Raw genomic sequence first — 12,553 nt, forward strand, 5'->3', positions numbered from 1 at the left:
TTTACAGAATCTGCTCCATTCCAACCTTATAGGGCTGCATGCCGATGGACTCGTAAAACTTCATGGCACTTTCATTGCAGTTCCAGACATTTAGGGTGATATTGTAGTAGCCGGCATCCTTGGCCCAGCCAAGAACATAGTCGTATAAACTTCTTCCGACATGCTGACCGCGGCAGTTTTCATCAACGCACAGATCATCGATGTAAAGAGTCTTGATGTCTGTAAGAAGATTGTCGTTCGGGTGCTCCTGATGCACACAGAAGGCGTAGCCCAGCATCACATCATTGTCATCTACCGCAGCGAAAATAGGCCTTGAATCATCCTTCAGGATTACTTTAAGTTCATCGTCGGTATATTTATTATTTTTCTTAAAAAGATCGGGACGTCCCAAATGATGGACAAGATTAACCTGTTTTAAAAGCTCGTGAATCTGTGGAATATCCTTATCAAGTGCTCGTCTGAAATTCATTTTCATTCCTCCCAAGGTACTCGCGATTTTGAAGCATCGAATACCTTTTGTGATATAGTTATAGAAGTTTAAACATTAACAGTATAATTGAAATGGAAAAGATAGTGAACATAAATTACGCAAAAGAACTTGAAAAGAGAATACAGCAGTTCCAGAAGGAAGGACGTTTCCCAAGACTTCTTCTTCATGCCTGCTGCGCTCCGTGTTCATCCTACTGTCTTGAGTATCTTAGACAGTACTTCGATATCACCGTGTTTTTCTACAATCCGAATATCATGAATGAACCAGAGTACAGAAAGCGAGTGGAGGAGGAAAAGCGCCTCATAGCCGAATATAACAGACAGGTTGAAACCGGCGATTTCGAAGGGATGAATTCCGATGAAGGGGCCAGGAAAATTGAAATCATCGAAGGTGACTATATCGTAAGCGATTATCTTGAGGCTGTGAAAGGGCTTGAGAATTGCACTGAAGGGGGCGAGCGGTGCACCAGATGCTTTGAACTTCGTCTTGAGGAATCCGCTCGGATAGCAAAAGAGCATAGCTTCGAGTTTTTCACAACAACGCTCACAATTTCGCCTTTAAAGGATGCAGCGAGACTAAACCGAATTGGAAATGAGATGGGGGAGAAATATGGTGTCTCGTTTTTGCCTTCTGATTTTAAGAAAAAAGACGGCTATAAACGCTCTATAGAACTGTCGCATAAATTCGATCTCTACAGGCAGGATTTCTGCGGCTGCGAGTTTTCAAGGCTGGAGCGGGAAAGCCAGGAGCGTGAGAGACAGGAGCAGGGTGAAAATGGGAGAAAACACCTTTGATAAAATCTATGATATTGTGAGGCAAATTCCCAAGGGAAAGGTTGCGACCTACGGACAGATAGCGATGCTTGCAGGAAACAAGCGCTGGAGCAGAGTCGTGGGCTATGCACTTCACGTAAATCCCGATCCCGAGCACATCCCGTGCTACCGCGTCGTGAACCGTGAGGGAAGGGTGTCATCGGCATTTGCATTCGGAGGAGAGAACATTCAGATAAAAATGCTTGAGGCAGACGGAATCGAATTTGTGGATGAGACTCACGTCGATATTGACAGATTCATATGGAAGCCCGGCACACCTGACATTTGAAATTTCAGATATTTGTGTTAGAATTCATTATTATTCATATTAGTTATAAGGAAGGAAGATTATCTTGGAAAAAATCTTAGAGTTAATTTCAAAAGAAGTTTCCGCTGCGTTTGAGGCAGCCGGTTTTGATGCAGAGCTTGGAAAGGTTACTCTTTCCAACAGACCTGACCTCTGTGAATATCAGTGCAACGGAGCTATGGCAGGCGCCAAGAAATATGGCAAAGCACCTTTCATGATTGCGGATGCGGTTGCTGAAAAGCTTCAGGGAAGCGAGATCTTTTCATCTGTAGAATCGGTTAAGCCCGGATTCCTGAATCTCAAGGTTAGCGAGGATTTCGTAAGAGGATATATTGTGAAAATGCTCCATGAGCATCATTTCGGAATCAAGACTCCTCTTCATGCGCCTAATTTCATGATCGACTACGGCGGACCGAATGTTGCTAAGCCGCTCCATGTAGGACACCTTCGCTCAGCAGTTATCGGTGAGAGCCTTAAGAGAATTCTCAAGTACGCAGGCTACAAGGTAACAGGCGACATTCACCTCGGTGACTGGGGACTTCAGATGGGCCTCATTATCACAGAGCTTAAGCATCGTCAGCCCGATCTTCCTTATTTTGATAAAAACCACACCGGACAGTACCCGAAGGAAGCGCCTTTCACTATCGGTGAGCTTGAGGAGATTTATCCCGCAGCCAGCGCTAAGTCCAAGGAGGATGAAGCTTTCAAGGCTGAGGCAATGGAGGCAACAAAGCTTCTTCAGGACGGCGATAAGGGTTATCGTGCACTTTGGCACCATATCATGAATGTATCTGTAAATGACCTTAAGAAAAACTACAAGAACCTCAACGTGGATTTCGATCTCTGGAGAGGTGAATCCGACGTTCACGAAGTAATCCCGGGAATGGTTGATTACATGAAGCAGCACGGCTATGCTCATGAGAGCCAGGGAGCTCTCGTTGTTGATGTTGCTGAGGAGACAGACACCAAGGAGATTCCGCCCTGCATGATCCTTAAGTCAGACGGAGCTTCACTTTACAATACAACAGACCTTGCTACTATTCAGCAGCGCATGGAGGAGTTCAAGCCAGAAGGCCTCATCTACGTGGTAGATAAGCGCCAGGAACTCTACTTTACACAGGTTTTCCGCTGCGCTAGAAAGACTAAGCTTGTTCTTCCCGAGACAGAGCTTCACTTTGTAGGATTCGGTACCATGAACGGCAAGGACGGCAAGCCCTTCAAGACAAGAGAGGGCGGAGTTATGCGTCTTGAGAAGCTTATCGCAGAAATCGATGAGCAGATGTATAACCGCATCAAGGAAGGCAACCAGGAAATCGATGACACCGAGGCAAAAGATACAGCTCACAAGGTAGCTCTTGCAGCCATCAAATACGGAGATCTTTCAAACCAGCCTTCAAAGGATTACATTTTCGATATCGACAAGTTCACATCCTTCGAGGGAGACACCGGTCCGTACATCCTTTACACAATGGTACGTATCAAGTCTATCCTTTCAAAGTATGAGAACGAGGGCGGTAATGTTAGGGAAGCACTCCTTAGAAATGCAGAGTCCGCTGATGAAAAGAACTTGATGCTTCTTCTCACAAGATTTACGGATGCAGTGGAGAGCGCAGCAAGAGATCTCATGCCCAACAGAGTTTGTGCATATATCTACGAGCTGTCAAATGCGCTTAACAGCTTCTACCACTCAACCAAGATCCTCACTGAGCCCGATGAGGAGAAGAAGAGCGGATACATCGCACTCCTTAATGTAACACTTAAAGTGCTCGAGACAGGAATCGATTTACTTGGCTTTAGTGCACCGGATAGAATGTAAACCCTATACACTAAAAAATGAATATTGGTCATTTTTTAAGTGGAAACTTAATTGCGCAGAGCGAGTTTTAAAGCCTTATATACTCGCAGCTTCATGGAACCTTAAAGTCGTCAAGTACGAATTATGAACCATTTGGTTCATAATCCGTAGGCTTGGCGGCTTTTTTATGTCTTATACTAATACAGCACGCTTATTTATATATACATATATTTTTGTTGTTTAGTTATAGATGGAGGAACAACTGATGAAGTTTGCAATGCCTAAGAAAATGATATCTTTTTCACTGACGCTTTTGGTGGTGGCTTCTATTGGAGCATTTTTTTATAATCCGATGACAGCAAAGGCGCAGGGAGAAGTTAAAACCATAACCGGCCTTGGGACAGGAGCTATCGAGAATCCCGTAAACGGTGGCGGAGAGTGGAATTATGTCTACTACGGCCAGTATGATGATAAGAGCGTAAAATATCGAGTACTTGATATAGATTGCAGTGATTTCAGTGATTATAAAAAAGTAAGTAAAAACACAATGCTTCTTGATTGCGACAACGTTCTCTATCACTTGATGCCCGGTACTTCTGCAGGCCTGATTGAGGACCTTAACGATCAGGGATTCCTTGATGCGGATGTTTTTACCGATGTTGAGAAGGATGCAATAGCTTTTAGCAGAAAAGAAAGAAGATCATCTTCAGATGGAGAAGGAGTTGACGGCGGTTTTGCGCAGCTAAAGGAGACAAAGATATTTGTACTTGATCCCAAAGAGGTAACAAATACAAGCTATGGATATAAGAACCAGGCAGAGGATTTTAATAGAATAAAAAAGAATATTACTACCGGAAGAAAGGATGACTGGTGGCTTCGACTTGGGAAAGAAGGAACAAAATTATTAAATAAAAGACTTTACAGAGTTGATAGTCTTGGAATAATTGGCTCCAGATCGGCGAACGAATCTGAAGGTGTAAGCCCCGCGTTTAACCTTAAAAAAGAATCCATACTCTTTTCATCATTAGTTGCGGGAACAGACAACGAGTATAAACTTACGGTTATCGATCGTGCGATGCAAACTCCGTCTGACATAAGAGGACATGTCGATGGTGATACTGAGGAAATAAGTTTTAAATTCCCTCATACAGAGGATGATGATGAGGTTTCATTTTCGGTGATCCTTTTAAAGAAGAGATACGAAGAGGGGCTGACAATAAGTAATTCTTCCGATTTTGCCTATATTCCGGTAGATGTTACAAGTTCGAGTCAGTCAGGGAACGGTAAAGATATAAACAACTATGTGAACGGAACATTCAACCTTCCCGAGAATTACAATGATTTTAAGTTTGCTTATCTTGTATGTGAGAAAATCGGTGGGGATACAGAGACCGACTATGCAAACACTCCGAAGTATTTTGAGTTTAAAGCTGATGAGCATACTCACGCCTGGGAAGCTGAGTACCTTGGCGCAGGTGATGACAACGCTACAATAAAGTGTCTTGACTGCTCTGAAAGTTACACAATATCTATAACTGCAGTAAACAGAGACTATGGCGAGGCACTTAAAGTTGATATTCAAAAGCCCGAGAACCTTCCTGAAGAGATAGAAGTAAGTGATGTCATATACAGAGACAGAGAGGGGAATGAACTAAACGAAACCGATATCCATGAAATTGGCGAGTACACTGCCGCAGCAGTTATAAAATACAAGGATGAGGACGGCAGAGAGCAGCAGAAGGAGATTGCCAATAATTTCCAAATAACTAAGAAAGAACTGCTTCCTACTATGGTGGCACTGAGCGAGGATTCTTATATCTACGACGGTGAGGAGAAGACTCCGGAGGTTACTGTAAAGAACGGCGATATAGTGCTTGATAAGGATGACTATACCGTTGAATATAAGGATAACGTTGATCCCGGAGTTGCCGAGGTTATTGTTACTGCTGTTAATCCCAATTATTTCGGAAAAACAGTTAAGACTTTCAGAATAAAGAAGAGTTCCGTAGCAGATAAAGAGAAGGATATCTCGGAAAAGATTGATGACAAGCTTCACAATGGTGATGACAAGTCTTCAGATGACAAAAAGAACGATGAGGATGACGCTGAAAAGAAGGTAGAGGATATAGCTGAGAAGACCGGTGTTTCCGATATTTTTGACAGAATTGAGGAGAAATATAAAAAGGAAGATAATGCTTCTGTTGAGGTATCATCCGGAAATGCTGCGGTAACAGAAGAGGTAAATCAGCCGGTAGTTGTAGTAAATACAGCTTACCGCCACAACATTGGAGATAAGGTCATCTGCCAGGGTAACACCTATGAGGTGACTTCAAATGATGACGCAGACCTTACGGTAAAATTCATAAAGGCCAGATCAGAGGCTGCCGGCAGCATTACAATTCCTCTATCCATAGTAATCGATGGTAACGAATACAGAGTAACCGAGATAACGGATAATGCATTTTATGGCAATAAGAGCCTCAAGACGGCAGTTATTGGTGAGAATGTAGAGAAGATTGGCCAGAATGCTTTTTATGGCTGTAAGAAGCTTAAAAATGTTAAAATTAAGACACTGTTCCTTACGAAGAAAACAATAGGTACGGACGCCTTTAAAAAGATCAACAAAAAGGCTAAGATACAGGTTCCTAAGAGCAAGCTCAAAGCTTACAAGAAAATTCTTAAAGCAAGAGGTGTTTCAGGAAAATCACAGAAGGTTACACAAAAGTAACACGAATAATACAAATATCATAGATGGCACAAATAGCGCCTTCACTCGTTTAAAGCCTTCCCCCACCGGGGGAAGGTGGCACGAAGTGCCGGATGAGGGGAGGCGTATTTTCTTACATTGCTACGTATTCTGCAAGCAGCCTATATGTATTCTTAATTCCATCAATATGAGTTCTCTCATAGCCATGACTTGCTCTGGTGCCGGGGCCAATCGCAGCGTGCCTTATATCGAAGCCTGCCACAAGTGCCGGATCAGCGTCTGTTCCGTAGTGAGGAGTGAAAATATCGGGGACATAGTCAGCACCGGACTTTTTACCTGCTTCCTCAAGCTCTTTTATCATGTCAAGATTATAGGGGAATCTACTATCCATGCAGAATACTGAAACCTTGCGCTCAGAGCTGGTCTGCTCAGGTCCGATGCAGGCGATATCCAAAGCAAGGAAATCCTTAACATCGGAAGGAATGCAGGATCCGCCGTGTCCAATCTCTTCATAGAAGGGAATGAAAGCATAAATCTTACGATTTAATTTTATTTTGCCATCTTTAACATCGTGGAGCAGTTCCATAATAAGTGCGACAAGTGCCTTATCATCAATGAAGTGTGATTTGATATAGCCATTGGCATATGTGAATCTGGGTTCAACAGCTACATAATCACCAATTTCTATACCAAGCTTTCTGACGTCATCAGCGCTCTTGACATCCTCATCAAGAACTACAAAAGAATTGGTATCAAAGCTTGCAACTTCTTTGTTTAATTCGTCTTCTGTGACGTGAACTGAAGCATTCTTTCTCTGGACGCAGCCGGTTATAACTTTACCGCTTCTTGTATGAATACGAACATTCTCACGCTCGGTATGATATGCGTAGAGACCGCCAACCTTGTATACCTTAATTGTGCCATCATCATTGATGTGGCGAACCATCATGCCGATTGTATCGCCGTGAGCGGTGATAAGGAGCGGATTCCCTTCGCCGCCGATTTCAGCTAAAATGCCGCCCTTGTGAAGGGTGGTGGTTTTGTAGCCGAGCGCCTCGATTTCTTTTATAAGATAATCTTGAAGCTCGTGGTACTGACCTGTGACGGAATCAATAGCCAGCTCCTTTTCAAGCTCTTCAAGATATCGTTTTTCATTTAATTCATAGCTCATAAGATAAACCTTCCTTGTTTTGATAAAATTGTGACTGGTGGTCACTAAGATATAATAGCATAAAAAATAAGACATAGGTCACTGACTTATGTCTTATTCTACATAGCGAGAGGGGGATTCGAACCCTCGACACCGCGGGTATGAACCGCGTGCTCTAGCCAACTGAGCTATCTCGCCATATTCATTTTGTTGTCGTCTCTTGCCGACCGACTAGGATAGTATATCGCTCCCCAAAGGTAATGTCAACAATAATTTTAAATTTTTTTCAAAGAATTTTTGGAGCTCTATAAAGATAATTATAATACTTTTATATCGCTTTTTTAATAGTGAGTTAATTGACTTTGGATTTTCTCTAAAATACCATAAAGACATGATTAATCTTGTTTCAATTTATTCGTCCAATATAGTTGGACTTTTGGTAATGGCAGTGATCCTGCTCAGCCGTGGATGGCGAATTCAGAACAAGAATTCCGAAAGTCTGATACTTCTTGTGATGATTTTTTCTGTTATATCCGGCTGTATCGTTGATCCACTGGTTTTCTATTTTGATGGAAAGCCTGGGACATTTGTTCGCATTTTTTTGTATATCGGTAATTCGTTCCTGTTTTTCTTAAATGCCGTTATAGGACCGGCATATATAACTATAATTGTCAGACATATCAACGAAAGCCAGTCCTGTAGACAGAGGCTGATTGTATATTCATTGTGTCTAAGTGAGATACTGCTTCTTCTTATAAATCTATTTAAACCTCTTGTGTTCCTGATTGATGAAAACAATTGCTATCGAAGGCTCTCTTTTTATGGCGTGTACATAATAGTTGAGGCCTTTTTCCTGCTTTATGGATTGTATGAATACTTTGCGGCGAAGCGAAGAGGCAGAATCCTCAGCTTTTTCCCGACCTGGCAGTTTCTTGTTCCTATTGCGGTCGGTATGCTGGTGCAGACGGCATTGTACGGAGTATCTCTGATCTGGCCGTGTGTGGGTGTGTCTGTGTGCTGCATAGCACTGAGCCTTCAAAATGAGAATATCTACCTGGACAAACTGACAGGTGCGTTTAACCGTTTTTATCTTAATGAAATAGTGAATGCAGCAAAAAAACGCGGAGAAAAACTTTCGGCCTTAATGCTTGATATGAACGGATTTAAGCAGATAAACGACAACTATTCTCATACGGAAGGCGACAATGCACTAATTGCTATGGCCGATATTTTGAACCAGGTAGTAATGAATAACGGCGTTGTTATCCGCTTTGCAGGAGACGAGTTTATCGTAATTCTGGATAAAACAGCAACACATTCAATCGTTGATTATAAGGAATTTATTGCTGATGCTATAGAAGATTACAACGATGCGTCAAAAAAACCTTATAAACTGTCTGCGGCCATCGGTGGAGATATCATCGACCTAAGCACCGATGAGAACATCGATCTGATCAGCGAAATTGATAAGCATATGTATGCTGACAAAGAGGAGTACTATAAGAAGAATAACAGGCGCAAGAGGTAGGAAGTATCATTTTCACCGCGATTTGAGGATATTTCCATTTTGTGGTATATTTCAAAGAAGGCAATTACAGGAGAAATGCCATTTTAGGTATTTCTCTTTTACTTTATATAAAGGATTATTTTCTAATGTCAGATCAGAATATTGAATTATTCAATCGCATACTTGAGAGGGAATTCCAGGGGATTAGCCTCGAAAACCAGATTATGTTACTCATCATAGAAACCTGCATAGTTTTTATTCCCGGCTTGATTCTCTTGATTAAGAAAAAAACCTCGTTTGGAAAATTACTGCATGTTTACCTGCTGGTATTATATCTGGGAGTTATTTTGACCATGACCATTTTCCGTCGTCCCATCGGAACGAGACCGGGGATAGTGCACCTTAATGTGGATACAGGCTTTTCTTTTGGGGGAATAGTCTCCTATTGGAGTGCTGCGTTTAGCACGCTTAACACAATTTTGTTTATTCCCTGGGGAATGATTATTTGTCCGTTTTTCAGTAAAAAAAGGCCCATAATCAGTATTTTAATTACTACAATTATTGGTGCGTTTACCAGCCTTTTCATAGAAATCACACAGCTTCATACTGCTACTGGAATGTTCGAAGCTACAGATATTGTAACGAATACAACCGGTACTTTTATTGGGGCGGTGATTATGGCTGTGCTATACCTGGTATTTAGTCAGAGTAGAAAAATTGAAATAGATAATAAATAATTGACGTTAGTATCCAAATTGGTTACAACATTTATACAAGTAACCAATTTGGATATTTTTATATATCTGGTATCCGATATGGAGAAGAGCGAGGCAAAGGCTTGAATATAGTATGAACGTTTGATGTTGCATCATCATTTTCTAAATGATAATATTTAGATTGAATTTTAAAAATATGCGGGCTATGTCAATTGACATGGCTCGTTATTTAATGTTAATGAGGTGGAGTAGTTAATGAAAAAGATACCGAAGATTTCATTTGTTCTTATATATGTTTGGCTTGGTGTATTTAGTGCGATTACATATCTGGATTTACTTTTAGGCGCTTCCCAAAATATTGTTATAAACAAATACTGGGCTCATAACATAATGATTTGCTTTTTGATTAATATTCTTATATTTAATCTGGTAAAGAAAAAGCTTACATTAATAGTTATTTCAGCAGCTGCTTTTATCTGGAGTACCATATCACATTTTGTTTTGCAATTACATGGCAGTGCGCTTTGTGCAAGCCTTTTTAAAAACTTTAAAACAGCTGTTACGGTTATAGATAATTATAATTTAACAATAGACTTAAGAGTTCTGCTTATTGCGCTTGTTTTTATAATCAATCTGGCGGTAGTGATACTTTTTCCGAAGAAGCATATAGAAACATATTCTGAAGGAAAACTTCATATGCTGCCCAAACTGTTATTCCTTGCATTTTTTGTGGCCTATGCATGCTTATCCTATAAGATCGCAAATAATAATATGAGCTGGGCACCATTTTTTATTATAGAACAGCGCGGATATTGCTCATATCTGATAACTGACAGCATATACTGTGTCAATCATTTCAGTAAGCCCGATGGGTATAATGTAAAACTTGTTCCTGTTAATGTCGAGGGTTTTGATGATAACGTGTCAGATACCAATCCGGATATAATAGTAATCCTGAATGAGGCGTTCAGCGATATCACAAAATACAGTGATGTACAAACAGATAAGGATCCTTTGGATGAACTTAACTCCATAGAGAACCTGAACATGGGCTATTGCCTTGTTCCGAATGCCGGAGGCGGCACAAATACATCTGAATATGAGCTGCTTACTTCCAATTCGACCGCTTTACTTTCAGTTGGTGCACCGTTTAACTATATTAACTTTGAGAAGCATAATGATTCAGTGGTTTCTTATCTGGAGAAAAATAATTATTCCACCTACGCTTTTCATTGTTTTTCAAAGGAAAACTACAACCGAAAGATAGCATATCCGGCTATGGGATTTGACCATGTTTATCTTGGGCCTGATCAATATGAATATCACAACAAGAACGGAAACAGAGACTGGCTTGATGAAGATAACTATAAGGACATAATCAGAGTCTATAATGAAACATCTGATAATCCGAAGTTTATGTATCTGCTTACATACCAGAATCATGGCGGGTACGAGCAAAATCCTCCGGAGATGGATACGATCCACTCATTGGGAGAATATGAGGTTTCCAATGACATAATTGATGAGTATGAGTCCAGTTTGGCACTTTCTGCTCATGCATTTAAAGAGCTGACTGATTATTTTTCAGCGGTTGAGAGACCTGTGATCATATGCATGGTGGGAGATCATACGTTTTCTTATTCCACCCAGCTCGGACAGGAAAATGTTTCAGCGCAGGAAAAGGACATAAATGACAGAACGGTTCCTTACCTAGTTTGGTCCAATTACCAGATTGACACTAAAATGTTTACTGATTATTCCAGTATGACAGACCTTATTCCTTCGGTCCTTTATTCGGCAGGAATAGAGCTTGATGACTATTACAAACAGATACTGAATCTGCATGGAAAAATGCCTGGAAGATCTACTGTAGGACAGTATGTCGGGACGGATGGAAATATTAAGAATACTTCAGAGAATCCTGAGATAGAAGACGAGTGGAACAGATATCTGTATGCGGAATACCACAGATTAACTCAAAAATGACAACATGAACGTCGGAGAGCTAACTATTATGAAATTAGAATATAAGTATATATCTAAATATCGTAAAGAACTTATGGGAATTGCAATTATGCTGATTGTGATTAGCCATAATAATCTTGATTTTCCATGGGTATTTCATAATGTTAATAGCGGTATAAAAATGCTATGTCAGGTTGGTGTTGATATCTTTTTTCTACTATCGGGATTCGGCTGTTATTATTCAATGAAAAAAGACAGCAATCCGATATCATTTTATAGGAAGAGAATCATGAGACTGGTTCCTCCTTATTTAACAGTTTTTTTAATCTTTGGCTTATATGCGATATGTGTAATGGGTAAACCATTTAACGAATACTTATGGACATATTCTCTTATTTCATTTTATGTTGATAATACTTTAAATGAATGGTTTGTTGCTTCGATTATTTTGGTATATCTTATATATCCGCTTATTTATGTTATCGTTGAAAAAAGTGAAGCTGTTGCAAAAGCACTGCTCATACTAATTTATGCCATAATAGTTTTATTTTTGTGTCATATTATTAGAATTCCAAATCCTATTAGAATTGTGTTTGAGATACTTGGAACACGTTTCCCGGCTTTTCTGATAGGATCTTTGATGGCAAAGAACAGTGAAGGAAGTAGAGGAATAAAATTATCAACAGCACGATATATAATAATACTTGGAGTATTATCAAGCATATTATCTCTTTATGTTTTTAAGATGAAAGTAGCAAATAATTGGATTATAATTCGTACTGTATTCATATTTATTGTTTTCTCGATAATTATTTGCTGGATTATTGTCAGGGATAAAGCTGAAAACAATAATATAATAAGACGTTGTACGACTTTTTTCACTTTTGTTGGAGGGATTACTCTGGAAATATATTTAGTACATGAGAAAGTACTTGGAATCCTGACTCCGGTAATGTATGGGATATTGCCATTGAGCTCATATTCTGTTCAGTTAGTAATATATATAATAGGGACTATATTAAGCATTTTTCTTGCCAGTTATTTGGGAAAATTTATAAAAAAAATGCAAAGAAAATAGTGTTGACTTATGGTGATACATTTTTG

The 12,553-nt window shown here is 40.0% G+C and carries 10 protein-coding genes and 1 tRNA gene; 8 read left to right on the forward strand and 3 right to left on the reverse strand.

Annotated features, from left to right (window positions below):
• Position 1: 1 nt before the first annotated feature.
• A complete protein-coding gene (locus G596_RS0104265) occupies positions 2-469 on the reverse strand; it encodes a GNAT family N-acetyltransferase (protein ID WP_022760603.1) in 468 nt (155 codons plus the stop codon).
• Positions 470-561: 92 nt separating this feature from the next.
• Here G596_RS0104265 and G596_RS0104270 point away from each other — a divergent pair, with 92 nt between their 5' ends.
• The 4 genes from G596_RS0104270 (at position 562) to G596_RS0104285 (ending at position 6,132) form a co-directional block, all read left to right on the forward strand.
• Entirely contained in the window at positions 562-1,284 is a 723-nt protein-coding gene (locus G596_RS0104270; RefSeq protein WP_022760604.1) for an epoxyqueuosine reductase QueH, read from the forward strand.
• Entirely contained in the window at positions 1,265-1,591 is a 327-nt protein-coding gene (locus tag G596_RS0104275) for an MGMT family protein (RefSeq protein ID WP_022760605.1), read from the forward strand. Before G596_RS0104270 ends, G596_RS0104275 begins: the two co-directional genes overlap by 20 nt.
• A gap of 64 nt (positions 1,592-1,655) precedes the next feature.
• Positions 1,656-3,425: an arginine--tRNA ligase gene (argS, locus tag G596_RS0104280; RefSeq protein WP_022760606.1), complete on the forward strand. Its 1,770-nt coding sequence runs from the start codon at positions 1,656-1,658 to the stop codon at positions 3,423-3,425.
• Positions 3,426-3,669: 244 nt separating this feature from the next.
• Positions 3,670-6,132, forward strand: a complete 2,463-nt coding sequence (locus G596_RS0104285; RefSeq protein ID WP_022760607.1) for a leucine-rich repeat protein — start codon at positions 3,670-3,672, stop codon at positions 6,130-6,132.
• 112 nt (positions 6,133-6,244) lie between these two features.
• Here G596_RS0104285 and G596_RS0104290 read toward each other — a convergent pair whose 3' ends face one another.
• Both G596_RS0104290 and G596_RS0104295 read right to left on the reverse strand, forming a co-directional pair.
• Positions 6,245-7,282 (reverse strand): M42 family metallopeptidase, encoded by a 1,038-nt coding sequence (locus G596_RS0104290; RefSeq protein ID WP_022760608.1) that lies wholly within the window; start codon positions 7,280-7,282, stop codon positions 6,245-6,247.
• A gap of 103 nt (positions 7,283-7,385) precedes the next feature.
• Positions 7,386-7,459, reverse strand: a tRNA-Met gene (locus G596_RS0104295).
• Positions 7,460-7,652: 193 nt separating this feature from the next.
• On the opposite strand from G596_RS0104295, the gene G596_RS0104300 reads away from it, so the two are divergent.
• From G596_RS0104300 to G596_RS0104315, 4 genes are all read left to right on the forward strand, one after another.
• A complete protein-coding gene (locus G596_RS0104300; protein ID WP_022760609.1) occupies positions 7,653-8,789 on the forward strand; it encodes a GGDEF domain-containing protein in 1,137 nt (378 codons plus the stop codon).
• 41 nt (positions 8,790-8,830) lie between these two features.
• A complete protein-coding gene (locus G596_RS0104305; RefSeq protein ID WP_022760610.1) occupies positions 8,831-9,505 on the forward strand; it encodes a VanZ family protein in 675 nt (224 codons plus the stop codon).
• Positions 9,506-9,739: 234 nt separating this feature from the next.
• The gene (locus tag G596_RS0104310) at positions 9,740-11,470 is read left to right on the forward strand and encodes an LTA synthase family protein (protein WP_022760611.1); all 1,731 of its coding nucleotides are present in this window, start codon (positions 9,740-9,742) and stop codon (positions 11,468-11,470) included.
• A 28-nt stretch (positions 11,471-11,498) separates the two neighbouring features.
• Positions 11,499-12,527: an acyltransferase family protein gene (locus G596_RS0104315; RefSeq protein WP_022760612.1), complete on the forward strand. Its 1,029-nt coding sequence runs from the start codon at positions 11,499-11,501 to the stop codon at positions 12,525-12,527.
• Positions 12,528-12,553: the final 26 nt, after the last annotated feature.

Source organism: Butyrivibrio sp. AD3002, from assembly GCF_000420905.1.
GTDB lineage: Bacteria > Bacillota > Clostridia > Lachnospirales > Lachnospiraceae > Butyrivibrio.

What these genes read in the sequence shown, in the direction of transcription:
- G596_RS0104265 (WP_022760603.1), bottom strand. Translation starts at nt 469, where the DNA reads ATGAATTTCAGACGAGCACTTGATAAGGATATTCCACAGATTCACGAG.
- G596_RS0104270 (WP_022760604.1), top strand. Translation starts at nt 562, where the DNA reads ATGGAAAAGATAGTGAACATAAATTACGCAAAAGAACTTGAAAAGAGA.
- G596_RS0104275 (WP_022760605.1), top strand. Translation starts at nt 1,265, where the DNA reads ATGGGAGAAAACACCTTTGATAAAATCTATGATATTGTGAGGCAAATT.
- G596_RS0104285 (WP_022760607.1), top strand. Translation starts at nt 3,670, where the DNA reads ATGAAGTTTGCAATGCCTAAGAAAATGATATCTTTTTCACTGACGCTT.
- G596_RS0104290 (WP_022760608.1), bottom strand. Translation starts at nt 7,282, where the DNA reads ATGAGCTATGAATTAAATGAAAAACGATATCTTGAAGAGCTTGAAAAG.
- G596_RS0104300 (WP_022760609.1), top strand. Translation starts at nt 7,653, where the DNA reads ATGATTAATCTTGTTTCAATTTATTCGTCCAATATAGTTGGACTTTTG.
- G596_RS0104310 (WP_022760611.1), top strand. Translation starts at nt 9,740, where the DNA reads ATGAAAAAGATACCGAAGATTTCATTTGTTCTTATATATGTTTGGCTT.
- G596_RS0104315 (WP_022760612.1), top strand. Translation starts at nt 11,499, where the DNA reads ATGAAATTAGAATATAAGTATATATCTAAATATCGTAAAGAACTTATG.